Origin of the sequence: Hymenobacter montanus (genome assembly GCF_014699115.1) — a bacterium.
In the GTDB taxonomy this organism is placed as follows: Bacteria; Bacteroidota; Bacteroidia; order Cytophagales; family Hymenobacteraceae; genus Hymenobacter; species Hymenobacter montanus.
Genome location: NZ_JACXAD010000022.1, coordinates 67246 through 87582 on the forward strand (window position 1 = coordinate 67246; position 20337 = coordinate 87582).

A 20337-nucleotide genomic window follows, 5' to 3' on the forward strand; every position below is an offset into this window, starting at 1 on the left:
TTTATCGAGGAATCCAACAGCTCACTAATGATATTTGAGAGGCCAGGCGGCGCATCTTGTGGACGCCATCCCCTTCCCGAGTGATGCCGTGGCCGCTTCCGGTATTGCCTTCCACCGTGATGGCGAAATCATCCGTCCAGCGGTCCACAAACCCGACGTGGCCGATGCGGCTTCCGTAGATGAAGCCCACGCAGTCCCCGGTTTTGGGCTTGCGTTTCATGGCCCCGCCGCGCCGGTAAATCACCCGCTCGGGCGGGAACCAGTTGGCAGCGGCCCCGGCTCCGGCTGGCACTTTCAAGCCCAGCACCTTCAGGCACCAGCAGACAAAAGCACCACACCAGGGCTGGCCTTCCACGTTGCCCGAGCTGGCCAGATAAACTTTAATTTTCGGCCCCCGATTGAAGCCGGTTTCTGTCACGCCCACCTGGCTGTTAAAGACTGTGGCCAGGCGGGTTCGGATACTATCTTCTTTATTGGTCGTTAGTGCGTTAGCTGCGTGGCTAAAAAGACAAAGAGCGAGAGCACCCACAAAGAGGCGATGATTTTTTGCCATTCGGTAAGCCTGTAGAAAGCCCGCACAAAGCGGATGGTGAAAAGGAAGCGTCCGACTGGCGTGATGTACCGTTTGACTAATAGCCGCGAAAAACAGTAGAGCGCCACGGCCCGAACGATGGCCAGCAGGATGGTCTGGAAAACCCCCACATCCATCAGCGCCGGGCCATCGGGACCATCACCAGTGAAGAGGTGGAGGATAGGCCCGTAGGCGAACCAGCCAGCCAGCGCGGCCACCGTGATGGTGATGCCACCGTGGCAGCGGGTGAAGCGGACCACTTGGTGTTTGGCCCGATGAAAGATTGCGGCCACGCGGGCAGCAATGCCCCGCACGAAGCCAGGAACCAGGTTGTCCACGATGGTGCAAATCAGCGCCACCACAGCAGCCCACAGCAGAACAGAAGCCAGGATAATGAGGAGGTTTCCCATTGTCGTATCGTTGAAATTGTGAATTCAGGCGTGTCCATCGACACGCCTGAATTCAGCTGGATTAGGCCGCTTTTTCTACCAGGGCAATCACGCCCCGCTGGTCGGCTCGGGAAATCTTACCACCTGCGCGAACCATTGCCGACATCACATCACCATACATGGTGGGCGAACCGTTTTGCTCAAAAACGTCGATGCCGCCGTTGGTGCGGCTACCTACCGCCTTGCGCACGAATTGGGGATGCCAGAAGATGATGGAAGCGCCATCCGTGGCAGCCGTGGCAGCGGCCACATCTTTGGGGGCACCGGCCGCCGTGTAGAGCAGGGTCCGGCTGCGCACCATGATGTCGAAACCGAACACCCGGCCCAGCACGCCTTCTTTCAGGGCACCCTGGCCGAAGATGTTGGCCGAAACGAATTCGGGAATCAACATCAGGTCCATCAGTAGGTCGGCATCCACCAGGGCCACGCGGCCTTCACGCGGCACATCCATGCGGTCCAGCAAGCGGGCCGCGTTGGCAAAGTCTTCTTTGGCCACCCGCAGGCGCTGGCCAGTCTGGAAGCCCTTGTAAGCGTCACGGGCCGCGCCGCTGGTGCGGAAGATGTTGGTGGGCAGCGTAGGCGACCAGTTCAGGAGCATCCCGTCAGCCACGGTGCTGCGCAGGGTGCTGATGTGGTCACCCATCACATCCATGCGCTTGTTGTAGCTGGCTTCTACTTCTTCCGTTACCGTTACCACCGTGGGGTCTGTGGTGTACTCATCCACCACGTAGTCATTCACCGTGTCCGTGCGCTTGGTTACCACGGCAGGCGTCACAGCGCGGTTCTTCTGTGCCGTGGGAGGCGCACCGGCTTGCGGAACGTGAACAATCCGCCCCTGCAAGCCTTCCGAATCATCACGGGACTTGTTGATGAAAGAATCATCGGGGAAAACGTTCTGGTCGATGTCCGCAATCCAGACCTCCTTCTGAATGGCCATAAAGGCAAAAGGAGCCTGAAAACCCATCGGCTGAGCTGGCAGGAGGAAGCCCGTACCCAGCACAGCCGCGCCGGTAGCGGTAGCAGCCACCGCGCCGAACATAGGCGCAAGCGCCATAATCAGCGCCATTACCATCACCACGTTATAAATGAGGTTTTTACGATTCAATTTCATACTAAAAGCTTGTCGTTAGACAGTAGTTATAGATTGGTTTTTGGACAAACCCACCAGATTAAGGCGGGCCAAATGGTCACTGGTATCGAGGTTTAGCCTTTGATGCTGTAGAAGGCTTTGTAAAGCTTTTCGTGGATTTCAGGCTTTTCGCGCTTCAGGCGCAGCCAGGTTTTGGAATCATCACGCTCCCAGCGGCGGGCGTCCCAATCAGCACGCGACAGCACCAGCTTTTCCAGTTCATCCTTCGGACCCTCAGCAGCGGCAGCGGCAGCAGCTGCGGCGGCATTGGCCGTAGCGTTGCGGTCCACCACGTCGGTCAGGCGCAGGCTGTCTTTGGGCGGGGCGGCATCACCAGCGGGTTTCAGGCCGCTGAAGTCCACCAGCTCCAATGCAGCTTCGGGGTCCAGCTTGGCCAAGCGCAGGAACATGGCTTCTTTCTCCGGCTTGATGAGTTTGTGTTCCTTCGCCAGCTTCAGGATGAAATTGGCGGTGGTGGTGTCGGCATCGGCCTTCACCTTGTCGATGGCTGCCAGGGCGGCTTCTTCCGAAGCGTTTTCCGACAAGCCGAGGCGGGATAAAACCAGCTTCATTTTGGGCTTGTAATTGAGTTGGAGATTGGGAAAATTCTGTTTGAAGGCTTCAGCAGTAGCGGCGGCATCTTTCGACAGCAGCAGGCTCCCACCCATCGTTAAGCGCAGGGCGCTATCATTGCCAGGTATGTCGCAAATGCTTATTTCATAGAGCTTTGATTTAATGGCGGTGGGAAATAGTTGGCCAGCCAAGCGCAAAGCGGGGTCATCGGAAAAGCAGCCAGGGGCGCTTACATCCAGTTCGGGCGAGCAAGCCCGCAGCCAGTCCCCGTCCACCTTGCGTTTGATTTCAGCCGCGAATTCATCCTCTTCGTCAAAGACTGGTTCACCAGTCAGCAGCGGACCTTCTTTCTGAAGGTTGATTACCCGCCCAATGACGCGGCCCCGCTGGTGCATATAGAGCAGTATGTTGTTGCGCTCATACTGCGAAATGTCGATGCCTGCGGTCATCACGCGGATGCCATAGGAGTTGACCTCATTTTCGTCGGAGATGACGAAGCGGGTTGGTTTGTCAGCCATTGAGGAAGGGGGGTGCTTCGGTTGAGAGGCACAATGTTACAGGCACCCCTAAGCGGCTGTAAAGCAGAAATTTCCGTCACGCGTATGAATCACTACGCGTGACGGAAAAACCATCTGGACACCCCTTCCGCGCCCGAACATCTTTGCGCCATACCGCTACATTACTAGGAGCTTATGGCCAGCAAAACGCCCAGCAAAACCAGCGCAGAAAAGGACTATGCCATGACGTTGTACCTGTATTCAGGCATGACGCAGCAAGAGATAGCCGAACGGGTAAAAGTCAGTGAAAACACGTTAACCGCCTGGAAAAAAGAAGGAGATTGGGAAACCCTGAAGGGTGCCCGCACGGCCACGAAGCCGCAGCTGATAAAAGACTTTTACCAGCAGATAACGCTGATAAAAGAAGGCGCGGTGGATGAGCAGGGGCAGCGCCGCGCCATGAGCTACAAGGAAACACAGGCCGTGCTGATGATTACCAAATCAATCAAAGCACTGGATGCGACACTGAGCGCAGACCTGTATGTCCAGGTGCTGGAAGAATTCGTGCGCTGGCAGTACGAGGCCAGCCCCGATGTGGCACAGCAATTCCTGCCCTGGATGGACCGATTCATGAAAGGCAAGTTTGCCGAGCTATCCAAATAAATCCATACCGTTCAAAAGGCGTTCAAACAGCCCTAGAATCGACGCGACTACCCTTGCGGGCGTCAGTGTATGGATAAAAGGCTTAGAGAGCGCCACAGCGGCTTAAATCACCATTAGCCAAATGGCCCTATACCGGAAGACCAAAGACCCCCAACAGCGTTGGGAAGCCCTGGTGCTGCGCGTCAGCAGCGCCACCGCTGCCGAAAAAGAGCAGCTGAGCGAAAAGGAAGGCCGCATCCAGCGGGCGCTGGTGGATTATGACTACTTCGTCACCACCTATTTCCCACATTACACCAAAAACAAGCTCGGGGAAGTCACGCCCTGCGCCCCGTTCCATATCGAGGCAGCCAACGCCGTGCTGGCTGACCCTGAGTTCACCGGCTTCTGGCAGTGGTTCCGTGGTTCGGCCAAAAGCACCCACGCCAACATCTTCCTGCCCATGTGGCTGAAGATTCAGCGGCCCATGCGTCAAATCAACGTGATGCTGCTGATTGGCAAGAACAACAAGACGGCCACCCGCTTGCTTCAGGATATTCAGGTTGAGCTACAGCACAATGAATTATTCATCCGTGACTTTGGCCAGCAGGTGCTGGATGGTTCGTGGGAACAGGGCGAATTCCAGACGCAAGATGGGTGCGCGTTTGTGGCGCTCGGGATGGGGCAGCCGCCCCGTGGCACCCGTTTTGGTGCCCAGCGCCCCGATTACATTGTTTGTGATGACCTGGACGATGACAAGCTGAAGAAGAACCAGGGCCGCATCACGGAAGTGGTGGAATGGCTTCACCGTGCCGTTTTGGGCACAATGGATGACGGCCTGATGCGCTTCCTGTTTGTCAACAACTTCATTGCGAAGAAAGGGCTGATGGCACGGCTGATTGCCGAACATCCTGACTGGTTTATCATGCGGGTGGATGCCCTGGATAAAAACGGGGTGCCGTCCTGGCCGCGCCACAGCAAAGCCCACTTTGACCGGGTGCGCAAAAAAATCAAGCACAAGGCGTTTGAATCGGAGTACATGAACAATCCGATGGAAGACGGCGGCGTCTTCCTGTTGGAACAAATCAAGTGGAAACCCGCCCTGAGCGATTGGGCCAACTATGACGCCCTAGTCATGTATGGTGACCCAAGCTTCAGCACCAGCGAAAAAGCGGACTTCTTTTCCATTCCCCTGTGGGCGAAGCGGGGCACCAAGTTCACGAAGCTGAAGGTGTACCACCGCCAACGTGAAACCGCCGCCAAAGCAATCAAATGGTGGTTCAATTACTACTACAGTTTGCCCCTGCGGCTACGGGTGAAGGTGCGCTGCTACATCGAGGCCAACGCCACACAGAAAACGATTCTGCGGCCCATTATCGAGCGTGAAGCCAAAAAACGGGGCGTCACCAACTTCATCAAATTCGACACCACCAAGAAAGGGGATAAAGAAGACCGCATCAGCAGCATGACCACGCAGTACGAGAATGGCGACGTGGAATATAACTCAGCTGAGCAGTCCGACCCCGATATGCTTGCCAGTGTCGAGCAGTTGACTGGATGGGTGGAAGGTGGTGGCCAGGGGATGCACGATGACGGCCCCGATGCCGATGAATCGGCATGGCGCAAACTGGAAAAAGCGGGCAAGCGAAGCGGCCGTGCAGGGCGCGAACGCAGCAGCGCAGGGTTCAAAAAGTCATCTTCAAGAGGTTTTTAACATGAGTTTTATCAAGCTTTCCGACTATAGCGCCAGCATTACGGCGCGTGACCTCCAATCCTTACTGAGCATCGACGAGCCGGACCCAACATTGGAACCGTTGCCCGAAGACCAGGACGATGATGGCGACCCCGACCCTGACCCCGCGCCCGCCCCGGCTGTGAGCCTGCGCGAAGAAGCTGAAGCCAATGCCATGACGGAAGTGGCCAGCTACCTGCGTGGGCGCTACGATATGGAAGTCGCTTTTGCGGCTACGGGCACCGCCCGCAATAAGCAGCTGGTGCGCCTGGTGGTGGATGTGGCCCTGTGGAACCTGTGCCCCCGCGTGGCTTTCGCCAACGTCAGCGAAATCCGAGAAACCCGCTACAAGGCCGCTATTGCCTGGCTGACGATGGCACAGCGCGGCCTGAGCAATCCTGACCTACCCGCCTACGCCCCCGACCCCGAAAAGCCACAGGGCCGAATGCGCTTCCGCTATGGTTCCAATCCCCGCCGCAGTCAATCATTCTAATTCATGGAACTGAACATCTTTGGCCGTCGCCTCACATTGGGCAAAGCCCCCGCATCCGCGCCCACCGCTCCAGGTAAGAAAATACGGCCCGCCCGTGGCGCGAAAAGCCAGCGCGTAGCTGAGCAGATAGAACGCCCCTATACTTACCACCGCTCCAAAGCAGAAATGGATGTGTGGGTGCTGGCTGAAAACCGCGCCCGTAACCCCGTTATGCCGCGCCGTGACCGGCTGATGCTCATTTATGAGCAGGTAATGAAAGATGGCTACCTGACCGGCCAGGTAAAGACCCTGAAGAATAAAGTGCTTTCGGGTGGCTTTGCCGTGGTGGATAAGAAGTCCGGCCAGGAAGTGGATGAAGTCCTGGAAATGCTGCAACGGCCCTGGTTTCATGACTTCATGAATGCCTACCTGGACACCGACTTCTACGGCCATACGCTGCTGAACTTCCGTTATCCAGCTGAAGACGGGGACCACGTTGGCGAGTTCACCGGCTTTGACCTCATCCCGCGTGAAAACGTGGTGCCCGAAACCGGCGAAGTATTGCAGCGCGTCACGGATTCCATCGGCATTCCGTTCCGCAATACTGATGCACCTTATACCAAGCTGCTGGTAGAAATAGCCCTGCGGGATGAAACCGGCCGCTATTCGTTGGGCATTCTCAACAAGGCCGCGCCGGAAATCATCTGGAAGCGGTACGCCCGCACCGATTGGTCCCGCCGCTCCGAAAAGCACGGAATGCCGCTGGTAGGCTTGACCACCAGCGCCGTGGAGAAATCCGAGCTGGATGATAAGGAAATGGCCCTGGCCAACTTGGGTTCGGATGGGTATATCCTGCTGGAAGAGGATGAAGAACTGACCTTCCACGAAGCCAAAAGCAACGAGAACGGCCAGATGTACAGTGGCATCAAAGACGCCTGTAATGATGAAATAGCCTTCATGATTACGGGCCAAACTATGACCAGCCAGGACGGGGCAAGCCTGAGCCAAAGCGAGGTTCACGAACGAGTACAGGAAAACTATGTGGTAGAACGGCAGCGGTCACTGTCCTACTTTATTAACTTCAATTTGTTCCCCTTCCTGCGCAGTTGGGGCTATCCGTTGGATGGCCTGGAATTCAAATGGCGGACGCTACTGGATGAAGAGGCAGCTAAGAAAAAGGCGGCTGAAGCACCCACGCCCGAAGACCCCAACGCTAACCCCACCGGCCCTGAGCATGGCCCGCAGGGCACCAATGCCCCCACCGCGCCCGGCAAAAAGCAGCCACCCAAGCCAGGCCAGGGCAAGCCAGGCAAACAGCAGCTCACGCTGGCCACACCAAATTTTACTAAGCCCGTGGCGCAGGCCAGCGCCACGGGCCGCATCCAGCTGGCCGGAACGGATAAGGAGAACACGAAGCTGCGGGCGCTATTCGACAAAGTAGTGGACAAGCTACACGCCGAAAGCCCGAAGCTGCGGAAGATGATGCGCAGCCCCGAGTTCCGCGCCATGCTGAAGGAAACCGGGGACCAGCTCAGCGACGGCCTACAGGAAGGCTACGGCGCAAAGCTGCCAGAATTGGAGTATGGCACCCCCGACGCCGTGCTACTCGGGAAGCTCACCACCAGCCTTTACATCTTCAGCGCAAACAAGAGCTACAAGCTGCTGACTGAGCTGAACAAACTGCTGCTGGACGGTGGCCAGGTGCGGCCCTACGCCGATTTTAAGAAGCAAGCCCTACAGCTGCATGAGGATTATAATATCCAGTGGCTGAAAACGGAATATGACACCGCCGTGGCAACAGGTCAGATGTCTGCCAAGTGGCAAAGCTTCCAGGAAAACGCCGAACACTACTTCCTGAAGTACACCACGGCCGGGGATTCCCGAGTACGGCCCGCGCATCACGATTGGGACGGCATCACGCTACCCGTGGACCATCCGTTTTGGAATACCCACTGGCCACCCTGCGGCTGGAAATGCCGCTGCAATGCCGTGCGGGTGCCCCGCCTCACCAATACCGCCACCAGCCAGGACCGCTTGGATAACCTGACCACCACCCCGCCCGAGTTCGGCCACAATGCAGGCAAAACGGGCGTAGTGTTCCCCGAGAGCCACCAGTATAACGACATCCCCGCAGGTGCCAAACCCATCCTGCGGCGCATGGCCACCGAAGAAGCACCCACCGCCAAACCGAAATAATGAGCTTCCGCGATGACCTAAAGATGATGGGTGGCCAGTTCCGTGGCTTCCTCAGAGAACTACCGCAGCTGGCCGGCGCGGAAATGCTGGACAGCGTGGACCAGAACTTCCGCACAGAATCATTCTTTGGCGCACCGTGGGCACCCCGCGTGGTGAAAAAGGGCAATGAGGGCCGCGCCCTCCTGGTGCAATCGGGACGGCTGCGCAGGTCGTTCCAGCTGAAGAATTCCGGCCTGAGCATTACCCTGTTCACAGATGTTCCCTATGCCGAGATTCACAACGAAGGTGGCACCATCACAGGCACCGCAGAGATAGCCGCCTATGAACGCCACCAGTACGAAATGAATGAGGTTTCCGGCCCCCATGCCAAGAAGCCAAAGTGGAAAAAGGAGAAGACCGGCACGGTTCAGGTTAAGGCGCACAGCCGTGAATTGCACATCGAAATCCCACAGCGTCAGTTCATGGGAGAACACCCCATTTTAGATGCGAAGATTGAAGCTTTGATTGAAGTGGGAATGCGTAATATATTTGACGGCTAATCCGTTCTCTACTAATTTTTTATGGCCCGAGATTTAGAACTTTTGAATGACAGAAATAAAGAAATCCGGGCCGCTTACAACCGGCTGAAATGTGAGGAACAGATTGTGACCCATCGGGGCCGTCGAATTGCCATCCGGTTGTCTTACTCGCAGATTCTTCAGGTGCTCAGCAAAACCTATTTCATCAGCACCCGCCGCGTGGAATATGTATTGGGCCAAACCGAAACCCACCTAGCACCCATTAACGGCAAAACCGAAGAGGTTGCCACCGCCGCATGAGAGAAGTTTATACAGCCCTAGAGGCCAAGATAAAGGCCATTTTACCCGTGGTTCGGGACGTAGAACGGCACTTTGGCCAGTTGGCTATGGAAGCCGCTGGCCAGGGCAAGCCCGTCAACTTCCCGGCCGTGTATTACGAGTTGGTGAATATCCGCACGGCCAGCCGTGGCCGTGGCATCCAGGACTGTGATGGCATCCTGCGCCTGCGCCTGTGTGACCGTGCCCTAGTGGTGCAACAGCTGCGCACTGTCAAGATGGAAGAAGAAGCCTATTTCGGCCTAAGCGGGTGGCGTGGCGCGTCACTGATGACCGGCTTGGAACGGGTGGCCGTCTATCCAGACCCCAACTATCGGGGCACAGAGGTCATCATCCAGGAATATGCCATCAAGTGGACGGACACCAGCTTGCGGGACCGCACCACCACTAGCATCCCAGGCAGCCAGCTGACTGGTGAAACGGCGGTTAATTTGTAAAGCACACCATCAGCACAGGGCCATGAACCACGATTTGCAGAACCACATCAGCAATGAACTGCTGAACACAATTCGGAGGGCAGCACTTAAAAAAGCTGAATCCATAGAAACACCAGCTGACATTCTGGACGTGGATGTTATTCATCAGTGGCCCACGTTCAGCTTTGGCGTTTCTCCTATCGCAATGACTGAAAGCCACCACACCGTCCGCCTAATCAAAGGACCAAATGGATGGGAGGCAGGCGACGTTTTTACAATCCTCAATAAATAAAAAAGGCCACCCAAGCGGGTGGCCTTTTTTATTGCTTGCAAATCTTGTACGCCACTTCAAAAAAGGGCTGTGTGTCGCCTACGTATCGCATTCCAGCACTATCCCGCTTGCTGATGATTTTTTCAAGCTCGGGCCATTTGTCCCTACTCTTAGCGGTGCCATTCATCGCATAGGTGACGCCCGAAGCGGTGGTAAGCAGATAGTACATCCCGTTTCCTTCGCACTCTACCTTCACGCTATCCGAGATAGTGAGCGGCCATTTGCGGCCCATCTTGGCTTTGCTGAACCAGATGGTTCCGTCACTGGCTGCGGCTTTTGCTACGGGCTTCTCGTTGTTGGCTGTGCCCGACTGGCACCCGGCCAGCCCCATCAGCAGTATCAAAAACCGTTTCATCTGTAGTGGACGTTGCCGTTATAGTTGCGGGCTGCTGGTGGCACCCCCGTCACACCACTGCGCTTAGGGTACACCTTTTCATCTTTCGGCACCGTGAACAGGGCCGCAGCTGGTGGCACCTTCACGCTGTCCCGGCTGGCCACCAGGTAGCGGGTTTCCACCCACCCGGCCCAACTCATGCCGCCATCATAGGGCGAAAACATGGCCTGCGACCACTGGCCGTTTGGTTTGCCTAAGACCGTGACTTCAGCGGGTGCCCCGAGCTTCAGCATGACGTGGGAGGTGGCCGCAGGTTTGTCCCGCAGGTTCACCGATGGCGCATTCACCCACATCGAATGTGTTTGCGCCTGCGCCGAAACCCCTAAAAAGGCCACTAACGCGGTAGTAAAGGCTGTTTTCATTCTGTTTTATGATGTTTAAAGTGTCGTTGAAAGGCATTTATAGACCGCGAAATGTACCAAAATCACATCTATAATTGGTCCCCAAGCACCCATTTACCAACCTTATTTCGTCTATAACCGAGAGCATGAAGGTGTTTTTGGTAGGCCAAAAGCCTGTCTGGTGGCAGTTTATGATACAATTCGTGGTTGTAGTCATTCGGAAACCGCTCCTGGATGTCCCGACCATTCTTCAGAATGTCCTTCGTGACGTTGATTCGCTTGATGTAATTGTTGATGCTGTAGTCCCTGAGTGGACTTTCAAAGAACACCGTTAGCAGTTCACTATTCACGGGCACCGTGCGGATGTTGCTTTTTTCGGTTTGGGTGGGCGTGTAGGTCACATCCCGGTATTCCTTATAGGCCGCGCAATACTGCTTTATCTTATCCTTTACGGACTTTTCAGGTAGGGGCACCACGTTCATGGTGCCCCATTTAATCGCTGCCAGTTCCTTTTCATACACTGGCAGCACGTTCAGCAGGTAGCCCAGCTGTTCCGCAGTAGGCTGCGCATCGGCCACGTCGATGGCCTTCAGGAAGCCCGCTTGGTAGTTCAAATAGATGCCGCCTCCCTTAATCTTTGGTGACGTCAGCTTGTAGATACTGGTGGTCATTTTCACCAACCGAAATAGAGCCAAATACCTTCATCGGCCCGCATCCTTTCAATGATGTCAAGCCACCTTTCTTGGCAGCCTTCGGGAATGTTAGCCAGCACCCAATCACGGAAGACATCTAAGTCTGCGGGGCGGTTGTGGCCAAAATCTGTATCCCATTCGGGGCGCACCCATTCAACGCCTTCCGCAGTTGGCACCTCATTATCCCCACCGTAGCGGCCTGCGTCCCATCCTGGCACGTCATCAGTAATAGGATAGTTTTCAACTGGAAGTATGTAGCGAAGCCTAACGGCTGAAATATTAATACCCATTATCAAAGGCAATTTGTGGTTAGTAACCTGGCAGTCCTGGCACCCCATCAGTCATCATAGATGTCAACACCTCAGTTGCAAAAGCAATATCACGAACGTGCATATTGTCTAAGGCTTCTGGTGTAAGTGCTTTCTCATCAATTTCTACGAGGGCAAGCATCAGGTATCTGATAAACTCAGCAGCATCACCACGCGAATGGCGTAGGGCATGAAAGTAGTGCCGACCATAGCACTCATATATCACGGCTGCGGAACCGCTAGGCATCGTGGTTTTGGTAAATACTTGCTTTGTCATTTTGTGAGGTCTAAAAGGAATTTGGAATAGACAATTTTGAACTGTGACAGCAGCTTGGTTAGCTCCGCATAGGTGTACTGATTCAGCACCTTTTTCCCGAAGCCACGCGCCTGGCACCAACCGTTCAGCCGGTTCATATCCACCTTGCCGGTGCCGTCGATATACCACCGCATTTCATGGCACAGGCTTATCATTTTGCGGCGCATCTTGTCGCTGGCTTCTTCCTGCTCAGGCGTGGGCGCGGTAACTGCTAAGCCCAGCTGCTCTTCCAGGTGCTGGATAAGCCCCTGCGCCTGCACACTCAGCAGGTGTTTGCTACTGGTCGAATTCTCATTGGTGAAGGCATAGACCAGAGCTTGTTTGTCTTCGCCCGAGATGCCCGCCTGGTTCAGCAGCTGGTGAAGCCTGCGGTTTTGGGGTGCTGTGATGTACTGCATGGCTATTTCTTGACCTGTAGTTGCCCCTCACTCAGCATAAACGGCTTTTCTGCTGCCAGCTTCACCATCCAGAATCCAGGAAAGTCCTTCCGAGCTTCCAACAGCTTGCCGCTAAGACCTACCAGCCCTTTGCCCCGCACCACTTCCACCGTGACGCCTGCGGCAAACTTTCCCTTTGCCTGCGCAGCCCTGGCCTGTGCCTCTTTGCGGTGCTTCGTCAGATAGTTCTGGCATGAATCACACCATTCGTAGCCATTCGGATTGTCCTGAAATACGGCCTTAGCACCCATGCGCAGGGCGTTATGGCATAGAGCTACAGGCGTACCATCTGGCCGATAGCTCAGGCCGAAGTAGTGAACCATTGAGCCGGTTTGGGTGAATGCCCATCCGTGTGGTTTCGTATCCATTTTGCTTACCTTAAAAGTGAAGTTTTGCCCCTGGCACGGGAGTCGAACACCGTGCTGCGACCATCCAGGGTGGGCGCTTATTCTGCTGGCTTTACAGGTGGCGCTAACGTGAAGCCCGCACGTTGCAGGCTGGCACAGTTGTATTTCCGATGCTCATAGATGATGCCTTCAGCCAGGTAGAGTTCACCGCCCCGCGTTGGGCTAGAGCCGACATAATACTGACTGACCTTGCCCATTGTGAAGACTTCACCAGGCATACCTGCGTGTATCAAACGCAAGCCCTGGACGATGTCTGAAGCCTTTATTTTTGTCCTCATTTGAGAGCTTATAAAAAGTGGTGGTTAGATTTTTTCAAAGTCTTCGGGCCACAGCCTGACATTCCCGCCCGGCCCTTTCACCCAAGTAAAATTTTTCATTCGGGCCACGGGGCTGGACACGATGGGATATTCCTCCCCGGCCTTCATCGAGTATTTGGGCAGCCCCAAATTCACGTCCTTCAGCAGCCGCACCCGGCCCAATGGTGCATTAGTAGCGTCTTCCAGCATAGCTTTTGGCGGAAATCTTGATAGTGATTTGGGTAGTGCGCCCGCTGCCCAGTAGCTTCCGGTCTATGGCCATGCTCACCAGCAGCACCACGGCCGCAGCACTCACCAGCACCCACGGCCCCCACAGCGGCGCATAAATCAGCCACCAGGGCCACGCGGCCACAGGTGCCCAGGCCAGCAGCTTTGCCACGTACAAGGCCACCGTAGCGGCCACCATCATCCCGATGGTGGCCGTGATTTTCGTGGTCAGTGTCACGCTATTTGCTGGCTGTGACAAAGAATTTGTCTTCCTGCGTCACATCCACGCCCAACTGCTTCAGGCGCTTCACCAGCTTCAGGTTGTTGACAGACTGGCCTTCCCAAGCTACCAGCAGCTTTTTGGTATCCACTTCCTTGCTCACAGCATCCGGCAAGTAGGTTTCTACTGCTGACACGAAATTGGCCTGCATTCTGGCTACGTTCTTTTCGTGTTCCATGCCGATGCTAGGCATCACGATGGTCTTAGCTCCGAGCTTCCAGCCGATGACACCACCGGCAATTTTCAGGCTCTTGGCACCGCCGAAATCGGTGTCCTTCGCGCTGTCTGCATAGCGGTTCAGTTCCTGCTTTGCCGTTTCCATTGCGGCTTTGTGCGGGGCCGCATCTTCAGCCGCCTGCTTAGCTATCAGAGCCATTGCCCTGAATGCTACAGAATAGCGGTCCATCGCTTGAGCTGCCTTTTCCTGCGGGGTCAGCTCAGGTGCGGCGGCGGGTGCCGTGCTACGCACAGCTTTGGCCGAATTACTGGCCTTTTTAACGAGTGGGGTGGCTGTTTTTGCCATGTTTGAAAATTGGTTTGGGGTGAAAAAATGGGTAATCAGTAGCTCCTGGCCGGGGAGTTGAACCCCGGCTGCGACCATCCAGGATTAGCAGGCAGTGCGCCCCGATTTGATGATGATGCCCAGCACCACAGGGTCCAGCTGGATGCTCAGCTTTTCGGGACTGTGGCCAGCCAGGTAGTAGGTTCTGAATTCTTCCGGCTCATGGATGAAGTCCGTAGCCCCGGCCATCATATCCGTGCCCACCTTCAGCGTGATGGTCATCACGCCCACGTTATTCACCTTCGTGCGGGTGCTCAATTCCATGTCCCGGCCCGCCCAAGCGTTATTCCACCACGTCCAGAAAAGCTTATGACCAGCCAGCAAGTCCAGCAGCTGGCCAGCCGGGTAATGCGATTCCAGCCAGGCCAGGCCCGCTTCATACCGCTGTTCAAATAGCCACTCTTCATCAGCGGCCAGGAAGCGAAGCATACGGCGCACCACTTTGGCGTCCGCGTTTTGAATGATTGTTGCGTGATTCATTGTGTTAGCTCAGTAGTTTGTGAATGGCATTCATGGCCCCTAGCCAGGCTACTTGTTCGCTCACAGGCGCGGGGTCCAGCATTGTTAGGGTCCACAGCAATAGCCCTTCCGCCCGGCTCACCACAAGCGTGATTTCTTCCGGCAATACATCCAGCCGCATCTGTGGCACTACCTGGCTTTCATACAGGTCCAGGACCAAAGCCAGGTTAGCGCAGTAGAGCACCGTGTTCAGGGTGATTCCAGGGCCGTGGCGGTTAATCTGGCCTTCCATGCTTTCGATGTGTCGCACAAAAGCAGCTGTCATTTCCTGCGGCCCGGTTCCTGCGACAGTCACCCGCAGTTTCCCGCTTTTGGTGAGGCGCACGGGCGGCTTATTGCTGCTCATCGGGCACTAGCTCTAGCTGCTTACCAGTGTGAACCTTCTTGGCCTTTTTGCTCGGGAAAAGCCGGTATGGCTCGGTGGCCCCAAAGCGGCTCAGCGCAATGACTTCCCCATCATTCACGCGGACTTTGATGTCCACCATGTATTCGATGGCTTGCCCCTGTGTGCCCAGCGGCTTTTTCCCCGATGGCTCCGACCAGCTGATGATGATGAACGCCTTTTTGGGAAAGGCTTCAATCATCTCTTTGTACTGCGCTTCCGTCAGCTTCAGGTAGTTCAGCGAATCGATGATGACGAATGGGGCACTGCGCTTTTTGCTCAGTGTGTCCATCATTTCGCGGAACGTGTGGCGGTCAGCCAGCATGAAGCTGCCTTTGGGGCAATCCTGCACTTTAGCCCGCTTGAAAGCGTCCTGGATGCTTTTGCCTTCCCCTTGCTCACTGCTGTTGTAGTACACTTTCCCGAGGCCCGTAAGCATCACGCCTAGTTCCATGCCGAAAGTGGTTTTGCCACCGCCCGATTCTCCGTAGATAATCATCCTGAAATTCGATTCAGGCAGGCCGATAATGCCCACCCACTTTTCAGGAATAGGCAGGGTTTTGTAGCTATTGCCTAATACCGTGTGTGCGCTGATAAGCTTTCCCATTGTGTTCTTTTTGAGGCTGTTTTTGCGTTTCTTATTGCAGGCGTCGCAGTTGTCGATACACCCGTGGTTTCCGTCGTAGAATGCGCTCGGGGCTAGGTTTCCCGGCTTCCAGCGTCCGCACATACTGGCCGTGCCATCACCCTGGAAGTAGTGGTATTTGAGAGAGCCGGGCACCTGTGCCCAGCCCCTCATTTCCGATTCAATGGCCAGCATCTATTCAGCCGCTTGCAGTGCTTCCTGGTCACTTTTCAGCTTCTTCAGGCGGCTGAAAAAGGTGCCGTAGTTGTCGCAGGATGCCACCAGTGCCGTCACGTCACGTTTCTGCGTGATGCCGTAGCTGGCACAGATTTCCGTGGCATCACCCATGTCCACGCCCGAGTTCAACAGCACCGGATTGGCCCCGAAGCGGCGCAGCACCTGCGGGAAGCTTTCCACGTTGTAATGTGCCTTTTGCTTCAGCTTGGCCAGGAAGCCATTGGCACCTACAATCACAATGCTGCTGCGGCCTTCCACCCGGTCATACAGGTCTTTGATGTACCCGAAGGCGCGGGATTTCTTCACCATCGTTTCCGATTCATCCAGCACCAGCAGCGCCTGTTCCCGGTTCATCTTGTCAGCAATGGCCTTCAGCCGGTCTTCTACCGCGCCCGTTTCACCCGTCACACCCACGCCCACGGCCTTGCACATGGCCCGCACCATCTGCGTGGCCGTCATGGCATTGCTGCACTTCACCACGTAGGTGTTGGCAGAGTGTTGGCGGGCGTATTCCGTGATGGTGAAGGTTTTGCCTGCGCCCGTGTCCGCGTCGATGATGTAGTAGCTCACATTGCGCCGGGCATCGTCCAGCGTAATCATGATGTCCATGTAGTTTTTGGTCTGGAACACGTCTAGCGAAAGCCCCATCCACGCCTGAAGCTTGCGGAAGTGGCTGTCACCTATCACGGTGGTTTTGCCATCGGCCACGGGCACTTCGTTCCACTTGCGCTTCAGGATGGCAGACACGTAGCCAGCCGATACGCCCGAGCCTTTGGACACCTTGTTCTGGCTGATGTCATGCGCAGCCATGTAGGCTTCCAGCGCAGTGGTAATTTGTTCTTTCTGAGATTCCAACATTACTTTGGGGTGTTAAAAGTGAGTATTGAATTGAAGCCCGCCCCGGTTGCCGCCGTGGGCGGGTTTTGCTTTAGTCGTCTTTTGCAGCGCGTTGCATCTGTGCCCAGCGGGCGGCGCGGATGTCATCCACCGAAGCGCCATTCACCACAGCGGCGGCTACTCGGGGCAGCGCCCGAGGCGCAGGGGCCGATTCCTGCGCAGTCAGGAAGTCCTGTTCCGCAGCTGCCAGCACATCTTTGGGAATGAAGCGGTGGCCTAGCTTCTGGATTTCTTCAGCGTCCAGGTATTCAGCTATGTCCGCCTGCTTCTGTAGCACCTGGTCACGCTGCTGCTTCTTGATGCTCAGCCGCACCTTGATGTCATCCCGGCTGGTTTCCGTGTAGTCAGCCACGGCGCGGGGCATCGCTTCTTTGGAGTAGGCGAACCCGATGAAGCGTTTGTCTTCGCCCACATACAGGGCTATTTTTTCGCCCACGTTTTCAGGGTCATACTTCACGTAGAAGCGTTCCCCAACAAAACGGCTGTGGAAGGCCAAATCCGGTATCATTTCGATGACACCAGGCACATCGCTTTCCACCGTTTCCATGAATTCATACACATGGTCCACGCCCTGCTTTTTGAAGCGCAGGCCATCACGGCGGTAGGTGATTGGCTGTTCATTCCACAGCCAAAAAGCGTCCACCTCATCCAGCGCAGTCAGCTTTTGCGGGTCTAGGTTCTCACTGGTTTCATACCGCTCTTTGGGGGACTTGCCATCCTTGCCAGGGGTATTGTTCCAGGTGTGTAGCTCTAGTTCAGCCTGCGCAATGGCCTCTTTCAGCGTAGGCAGCTGCGACAGTTTCAGGCCGTCCGTGTTTTCCTGGTTGTCCAGGCGTTTCGACCGGATATTCTGGCCAGTGAAGTTCACATCATCCCGCATGATGCCCATTTGCAGGCGCTTAAAAGCCCCTTCAATGGTCTTGCTTTGCCCGTTATAGGGCATCGCTTTGTAGTGCAGCCCGGCCATATTCTTGAAAAAGGCCGTGTTGGACCTGTCACCATCGTACAGGAATTGATAGGGGCGCACCCCACCACTGCGGCGCATAGCCATCCGCACAGCTTTGGCCACTTCGTGCTGGTCTTCCGTTTCGGCAAACGACCACCCGAGGAAACATTCGCTGGCCACATCCATCACCACCAGCATTTTCAGCTTGGCACCGGCCACCACGCCCCGAGATGTCACCATCTGGTAGCGTTTGTTCACTTTCGTGCCGTCAATCACCCACTGGATGTCACGCTGGCTAGGCTTATAGCAGAGCATGGTGTATTCATAGCGGGCTTTCCAGGCGTCGAAACCATGCCGCGCCATGTACCAAACCGGCTGCACATCGGTAGCCAGCAGGTTGTTTTTGGTAGTGCCCGCTGTGATTTCCGGCCACATTTCCAGCCCGAGGCTTACCCGACGCATGGCGGCATCATTGTACCAGGCCGTTACCATCTCAAAAGAGGGCTTCCGCTTGTCTGAATACAGCTTTATGAGGTATTCCAGCTGCTCATCACCCACTTTCCGGCTCACTGTGTTGCCGTATGCCTTGCTCACTAGGCAGGCCGCGCCCTGCTCTTCGTAGTCCCGCAGCTTTGCCTTCAGCTTGCTGTAGTTGGTTGGCAGCTTCACACCCTCTTCCGAGTAGAGCACCACACAGGCCGCAATGAAGTCCGGCATGGATGCAAAAACCGGGTTCACTTTCACCCGTTCGGCCTTTTTCTTCCACTTGGGGTCACTCAGCATGGCCAGCCAGCGGCAAGCTTGGCCATACTCTTTAATCTTGTCTTCAGGCAGCCCGCTGAGTTCTTTGGTCAGCACTTCGCCCGTGTTTAGGTCGGTGCTGTCCCGCTGGATGCGGAAGTTGCGCAGGGCTTTCACGTCCTCCGTGGGCACAGCTGGTAGGAATTGGCGCAGCACCGCGAACTGTTCGCGCTTCAGCATCCAGGCCAGCGGCTCTTCCCCGTCCGTCAGCTTCGCCCGCACCTCATTCTTCTTTTCCTGCGGCAAGCTGGCATAGGCGTACACCCGACGCTGCCCATTCTGCGGGTCTTTCTCCGCAACAATGCCGCGCCATGATGGCCGCTGAGCGGAAATGTTAGAATCCACAGTCCTGGCCGAATAGCCCAGGTCCGTGAAGTCCTCCTTTTCCAGATAGAGAAGATTGTTAATCAGCCGCACGGTTATTCCCCTTCCACTTCAGGTTGGAACTTGCGCTTGGCTGCGGCCCGCTCTGTCAGCAGCATCTGGTAGGCCAGCATCACCCGGTCACTGGTTCGGGTGCCCTTGCGGGTGCCATTAATGACCTTGCGGACAAAGCTGGTGCTAACACCTACTCGGAAGGCCACTTCAGCGGCATCATCCCGCAGGGCTGGCACCCCTGTTTCTGCTAGTATTTCAGTTACGTTGCTCATATTTGTCCCGATTGCCGGGACACTGTCCCGGATAACAGGACAAAGGTTATTCCTCTCAGGAATAAAAAGCAAGTGTTTAAACCAGAAATTTTCCTATCAGGAAAAGATTTCCTTTATACTAATAATGAAAGTAGGAAAAACCATAAATGAGCGTCTTGCACAGGTGCGGGTGGCATTAGGCCACACACCGAACGCATTTGCGGACGCACTCGGGATTTCCAGGGGATTTCTTGACAACATTGAAGCTGGCCGGAAGAAACTTTCTTTAGAATTGGCCTTATTCCTGGCAGAAAAATTAGACGTTGCCCCCGATTTCATGCTGCTAGGCCGTGGCCCGATATTCCTGACAGGAAATAAAGCAGTAGCTGGAACTGAAGAAACCGCTAACCTATCCGCTGACATATCCGCTAACACTTCCCCGGTCAGCAAATCGAAAAGGACAAAAAATAATCAGGCCGAAACTGAACTAACTGTCCACCGCAATCCGACCCCACCCAAAGAAGACAACCTGCGCATCCTAGTGGTCACTACAGACCCCGCAGGACCGGAAAACATATCCCTAGTTGGCACCCGCGTAGCTGCTGGGTATGCTCAGGGAGGCTTTATAGAGCGCGAATTCATGCGCCACCTGCCCACGTTCAGCCTTCCCGATGCCGCCTACCGTAACGGCACCTTCCGAGCCTTCCAGGTAAGCGGCGAATCCATGCAGCCCACGCTGTATGAGGGTGATTGGGTCATTTGCCGCTACGTAGAGAATTGGGGCCGTGACATCCAGGACACGTTTGTCCATGTTGTAGTCACTGATGAAATCCCTGTAGTGAAGCGCCTACTAAACCGCCTCACAGAACGCGGCCAGCTGACGCTACAGAGCGACAACCCGGCCTTTGCTGCCCAATTCCTAGATGGTGAGCGTGTGCGCGAAGTTTGGCGTGCTGTAGGCCGTTTATCCCGCCAATTCGCTAACCCACGGTACGACCTTACTACCGAAATGAGCCGTACCCGTGCCGATGTCGATGATTTAGCCCAACGCCTGGCCAAACTGGAAGGCAAACTGCTACTTCAGCCCCTGGAAGAGCTATAAAAAACCCCATTAAAGACCGTTTGAAAGGTCATTTAATGGGGTTTTGTGTCATTACCGGCTCCGTTTCGGGCTAAGCCAG

At 55.5% G+C, this 20337-nt stretch carries 30 protein-coding genes; 9 read left to right on the forward strand and 21 right to left on the reverse strand.

Annotation, left to right across the window (positions count from 1 at the left end):
- Position 1 precedes the first annotated feature (1 nt).
- The 4 genes from IC235_RS17610 to IC235_RS17625 form a co-directional block, all read right to left on the reverse strand.
- Positions 2-418, reverse strand: coding sequence for a CHAP domain-containing protein (locus IC235_RS17610; RefSeq protein ID WP_191006516.1), 417 nt, complete (start codon positions 416-418; stop codon positions 2-4).
- 62 nt (positions 419-480) lie between these two features.
- The gene (locus IC235_RS17615; RefSeq protein ID WP_191006517.1) at positions 481-981 is read right to left on the reverse strand and encodes a hypothetical protein; all 501 of its coding nucleotides are present in this window, start codon (positions 979-981) and stop codon (positions 481-483) included.
- Positions 982-1042: 61 nt separating this feature from the next.
- Entirely contained in the window at positions 1043-2131 is a 1089-nt protein-coding gene (locus IC235_RS17620) for a phage capsid protein (RefSeq protein WP_191006518.1), read from the reverse strand.
- Positions 2132-2223: 92 nt separating this feature from the next.
- Positions 2224-3240: a hypothetical protein gene (locus tag IC235_RS17625; RefSeq protein ID WP_191006519.1), complete on the reverse strand. Its 1017-nt coding sequence runs from the start codon at positions 3238-3240 to the stop codon at positions 2224-2226.
- 174 nt (positions 3241-3414) lie between these two features.
- Between IC235_RS17625 and IC235_RS17630 the strand changes: the two genes are divergently transcribed.
- From IC235_RS17630 to IC235_RS17665, 8 genes are all read left to right on the forward strand, one after another.
- Complete coding sequence (locus IC235_RS17630) at positions 3415-3882, forward strand: phage terminase small subunit-related protein (RefSeq protein WP_191006520.1); 468 nt, start codon at positions 3415-3417, stop codon at positions 3880-3882.
- A 121-nt stretch (positions 3883-4003) separates the two neighbouring features.
- On the forward strand, positions 4004-5572 hold the full coding sequence (locus IC235_RS17635) for a hypothetical protein (protein ID WP_191006521.1): 1569 nt from the start codon (positions 4004-4006) through the stop codon (positions 5570-5572).
- Position 5573: 1 nt separating this feature from the next.
- On the forward strand, positions 5574-6083 hold the full coding sequence (locus IC235_RS17640; protein WP_191006522.1) for a phage protein Gp36 family protein: 510 nt from the start codon (positions 5574-5576) through the stop codon (positions 6081-6083).
- Positions 6084-6086: 3 nt separating this feature from the next.
- Positions 6087-8258: a phage portal protein family protein gene (locus IC235_RS17645; RefSeq protein WP_191006523.1), complete on the forward strand. Its 2172-nt coding sequence runs from the start codon at positions 6087-6089 to the stop codon at positions 8256-8258.
- The gene (locus IC235_RS17650; protein ID WP_191006524.1) at positions 8258-8797 is read left to right on the forward strand and encodes a phage virion morphogenesis protein; all 540 of its coding nucleotides are present in this window, start codon (positions 8258-8260) and stop codon (positions 8795-8797) included. Before IC235_RS17645 ends, IC235_RS17650 begins: the two co-directional genes overlap by 1 nt.
- A gap of 42 nt (positions 8798-8839) precedes the next feature.
- Positions 8840-9076 carry a hypothetical protein gene (locus IC235_RS17655; RefSeq protein ID WP_191006525.1) on the forward strand — a complete coding sequence of 79 codons (237 nt, stop codon included), beginning with the start codon at positions 8840-8842 and terminating at the stop codon, positions 9074-9076.
- The gene (locus IC235_RS17660) at positions 9073-9549 is read left to right on the forward strand and encodes a hypothetical protein (protein WP_191006526.1); all 477 of its coding nucleotides are present in this window, start codon (positions 9073-9075) and stop codon (positions 9547-9549) included. Before IC235_RS17655 ends, IC235_RS17660 begins: the two co-directional genes overlap by 4 nt.
- A gap of 22 nt (positions 9550-9571) precedes the next feature.
- Positions 9572-9820: a hypothetical protein gene (locus tag IC235_RS17665; RefSeq protein WP_191006527.1), complete on the forward strand. Its 249-nt coding sequence runs from the start codon at positions 9572-9574 to the stop codon at positions 9818-9820.
- 28 nt (positions 9821-9848) lie between these two features.
- Here IC235_RS17665 and IC235_RS17670 read toward each other — a convergent pair whose 3' ends face one another.
- The 17 genes from IC235_RS17670 to IC235_RS17750 all read right to left on the reverse strand — a co-directional run bounded on the left by IC235_RS17670 (position 9849) and on the right by IC235_RS17750 (position 19177).
- On the reverse strand, positions 9849-10214 hold the full coding sequence (locus IC235_RS17670; protein WP_191006528.1) for a DUF2511 domain-containing protein: 366 nt from the start codon (positions 10212-10214) through the stop codon (positions 9849-9851).
- Positions 10211-10615: an SH3 domain-containing protein gene (locus IC235_RS17675; protein WP_191006529.1), complete on the reverse strand. Its 405-nt coding sequence runs from the start codon at positions 10613-10615 to the stop codon at positions 10211-10213. The genes IC235_RS17670 and IC235_RS17675 overlap by 4 nt, the downstream gene beginning before the upstream one ends.
- Positions 10616-10683: 68 nt before the next feature.
- Positions 10684-11265: a hypothetical protein gene (locus tag IC235_RS17680; protein ID WP_191006530.1), complete on the reverse strand. Its 582-nt coding sequence runs from the start codon at positions 11263-11265 to the stop codon at positions 10684-10686.
- Between the two features lie 2 nt (positions 11266-11267).
- Positions 11268-11576 carry a hypothetical protein gene (locus tag IC235_RS17685; RefSeq protein ID WP_191006531.1) on the reverse strand — a complete coding sequence of 103 codons (309 nt, stop codon included), beginning with the start codon at positions 11574-11576 and terminating at the stop codon, positions 11268-11270.
- A gap of 19 nt (positions 11577-11595) precedes the next feature.
- Positions 11596-11871, reverse strand: coding sequence for a hypothetical protein (locus IC235_RS17690; protein ID WP_191006532.1), 276 nt, complete (start codon positions 11869-11871; stop codon positions 11596-11598).
- Positions 11868-12308: a hypothetical protein gene (locus IC235_RS17695; RefSeq protein WP_191006533.1), complete on the reverse strand. Its 441-nt coding sequence runs from the start codon at positions 12306-12308 to the stop codon at positions 11868-11870. Before IC235_RS17695 ends, IC235_RS17690 begins: the two co-directional genes overlap by 4 nt.
- A gap of 2 nt (positions 12309-12310) precedes the next feature.
- The gene (locus IC235_RS17700) at positions 12311-12715 is read right to left on the reverse strand and encodes a hypothetical protein (RefSeq protein ID WP_191006534.1); all 405 of its coding nucleotides are present in this window, start codon (positions 12713-12715) and stop codon (positions 12311-12313) included.
- 77 nt (positions 12716-12792) lie between these two features.
- Complete coding sequence (locus tag IC235_RS17705) at positions 12793-13032, reverse strand: hypothetical protein (RefSeq protein ID WP_191006535.1); 240 nt, start codon at positions 13030-13032, stop codon at positions 12793-12795.
- Between the two features lie 24 nt (positions 13033-13056).
- Entirely contained in the window at positions 13057-13260 is a 204-nt protein-coding gene (locus IC235_RS17710; RefSeq protein ID WP_191006536.1) for a hypothetical protein, read from the reverse strand.
- Positions 13241-13516, reverse strand: a complete 276-nt coding sequence (locus IC235_RS17715) for a hypothetical protein (RefSeq protein ID WP_191006537.1) — start codon at positions 13514-13516, stop codon at positions 13241-13243. The genes IC235_RS17710 and IC235_RS17715 overlap by 20 nt, the downstream gene beginning before the upstream one ends.
- Before the next feature lies 1 nt (position 13517).
- Positions 13518-14081 carry a host-nuclease inhibitor Gam family protein gene (locus IC235_RS17720; protein WP_191006538.1) on the reverse strand — a complete coding sequence of 188 codons (564 nt, stop codon included), beginning with the start codon at positions 14079-14081 and terminating at the stop codon, positions 13518-13520.
- Between the two features lie 84 nt (positions 14082-14165).
- The gene (locus tag IC235_RS17725; protein WP_191006539.1) at positions 14166-14600 is read right to left on the reverse strand and encodes a hypothetical protein; all 435 of its coding nucleotides are present in this window, start codon (positions 14598-14600) and stop codon (positions 14166-14168) included.
- Between the two features lie 4 nt (positions 14601-14604).
- A complete protein-coding gene (locus IC235_RS17730) occupies positions 14605-14985 on the reverse strand; it encodes a hypothetical protein (protein WP_191006540.1) in 381 nt (126 codons plus the stop codon).
- The gene (locus IC235_RS17735; RefSeq protein WP_191006541.1) at positions 14972-15628 is read right to left on the reverse strand and encodes a P-loop NTPase family protein; all 657 of its coding nucleotides are present in this window, start codon (positions 15626-15628) and stop codon (positions 14972-14974) included. The genes IC235_RS17730 and IC235_RS17735 overlap by 14 nt, the downstream gene beginning before the upstream one ends.
- 213 nt (positions 15629-15841) lie before the next feature.
- Complete coding sequence (locus IC235_RS17740; RefSeq protein WP_191006542.1) at positions 15842-16741, reverse strand: ATP-binding protein; 900 nt, start codon at positions 16739-16741, stop codon at positions 15842-15844.
- A 70-nt stretch (positions 16742-16811) separates the two neighbouring features.
- Positions 16812-18872: a hypothetical protein gene (locus IC235_RS17745; protein WP_191006543.1), complete on the reverse strand. Its 2061-nt coding sequence runs from the start codon at positions 18870-18872 to the stop codon at positions 16812-16814.
- A 74-nt stretch (positions 18873-18946) separates the two neighbouring features.
- Positions 18947-19177, reverse strand: a complete 231-nt coding sequence (locus tag IC235_RS17750; protein ID WP_191006544.1) for a hypothetical protein — start codon at positions 19175-19177, stop codon at positions 18947-18949.
- Here IC235_RS17750 and IC235_RS17755 point away from each other — a divergent pair.
- Positions 19170-20258, forward strand: coding sequence for a LexA family transcriptional regulator (locus IC235_RS17755; protein WP_191006545.1), 1089 nt, complete (start codon positions 19170-19172; stop codon positions 20256-20258). The two genes, IC235_RS17750 and IC235_RS17755, sit on opposite strands and share 8 nt — an antisense overlap.
- The last annotated feature ends 79 nt before the right edge of the window (positions 20259-20337 follow it).

Coding starts and splice junctions, on each gene's coding strand:
- IC235_RS17690 (WP_191006532.1), bottom strand. CDS start 11,871: ATGACAAAGCAAGTATTTACCAAAACCACGATGCCTAGCGGTTCCGCA.
- IC235_RS17740 (WP_191006542.1), bottom strand. CDS start 16,741: ATGTTGGAATCTCAGAAAGAACAAATTACCACTGCGCTGGAAGCCTAC.
- IC235_RS17685 (WP_191006531.1), bottom strand. CDS start 11,576: ATGGGTATTAATATTTCAGCCGTTAGGCTTCGCTACATACTTCCAGTT.
- IC235_RS17615 (WP_191006517.1), bottom strand. CDS start 981: ATGGGAAACCTCCTCATTATCCTGGCTTCTGTTCTGCTGTGGGCTGCT.
- IC235_RS17700 (WP_191006534.1), bottom strand. CDS start 12,715: ATGGATACGAAACCACACGGATGGGCATTCACCCAAACCGGCTCAATG.
- IC235_RS17725 (WP_191006539.1), bottom strand. CDS start 14,600: ATGAATCACGCAACAATCATTCAAAACGCGGACGCCAAAGTGGTGCGC.
- IC235_RS17695 (WP_191006533.1), bottom strand. CDS start 12,308: ATGCAGTACATCACAGCACCCCAAAACCGCAGGCTTCACCAGCTGCTG.
- IC235_RS17705 (WP_191006535.1), bottom strand. CDS start 13,032: ATGAGGACAAAAATAAAGGCTTCAGACATCGTCCAGGGCTTGCGTTTG.
- IC235_RS17675 (WP_191006529.1), bottom strand. CDS start 10,615: ATGAAAACAGCCTTTACTACCGCGTTAGTGGCCTTTTTAGGGGTTTCG.
- IC235_RS17635 (WP_191006521.1), top strand. CDS start 4,004: ATGGCCCTATACCGGAAGACCAAAGACCCCCAACAGCGTTGGGAAGCC.
- IC235_RS17625 (WP_191006519.1), bottom strand. CDS start 3,240: ATGGCTGACAAACCAACCCGCTTCGTCATCTCCGACGAAAATGAGGTC.
- IC235_RS17620 (WP_191006518.1), bottom strand. CDS start 2,131: ATGAAATTGAATCGTAAAAACCTCATTTATAACGTGGTGATGGTAATG.
- IC235_RS17665 (WP_191006527.1), top strand. CDS start 9,572: ATGAACCACGATTTGCAGAACCACATCAGCAATGAACTGCTGAACACA.
- IC235_RS17710 (WP_191006536.1), bottom strand. CDS start 13,260: ATGCTGGAAGACGCTACTAATGCACCATTGGGCCGGGTGCGGCTGCTG.
- IC235_RS17660 (WP_191006526.1), top strand. CDS start 9,073: ATGAGAGAAGTTTATACAGCCCTAGAGGCCAAGATAAAGGCCATTTTA.
- IC235_RS17750 (WP_191006544.1), bottom strand. CDS start 19,177: ATGAGCAACGTAACTGAAATACTAGCAGAAACAGGGGTGCCAGCCCTG.
- IC235_RS17645 (WP_191006523.1), top strand. CDS start 6,087: ATGGAACTGAACATCTTTGGCCGTCGCCTCACATTGGGCAAAGCCCCC.
- IC235_RS17735 (WP_191006541.1), bottom strand. CDS start 15,628: ATGGGAAAGCTTATCAGCGCACACACGGTATTAGGCAATAGCTACAAA.
- IC235_RS17680 (WP_191006530.1), bottom strand. CDS start 11,265: ATGACCACCAGTATCTACAAGCTGACGTCACCAAAGATTAAGGGAGGC.
- IC235_RS17720 (WP_191006538.1), bottom strand. CDS start 14,081: ATGGCAAAAACAGCCACCCCACTCGTTAAAAAGGCCAGTAATTCGGCC.
- IC235_RS17650 (WP_191006524.1), top strand. CDS start 8,258: ATGAGCTTCCGCGATGACCTAAAGATGATGGGTGGCCAGTTCCGTGGC.
- IC235_RS17670 (WP_191006528.1), bottom strand. CDS start 10,214: ATGAAACGGTTTTTGATACTGCTGATGGGGCTGGCCGGGTGCCAGTCG.
- IC235_RS17630 (WP_191006520.1), top strand. CDS start 3,415: ATGGCCAGCAAAACGCCCAGCAAAACCAGCGCAGAAAAGGACTATGCC.
- IC235_RS17640 (WP_191006522.1), top strand. CDS start 5,574: ATGAGTTTTATCAAGCTTTCCGACTATAGCGCCAGCATTACGGCGCGT.
- IC235_RS17730 (WP_191006540.1), bottom strand. CDS start 14,985: ATGAGCAGCAATAAGCCGCCCGTGCGCCTCACCAAAAGCGGGAAACTG.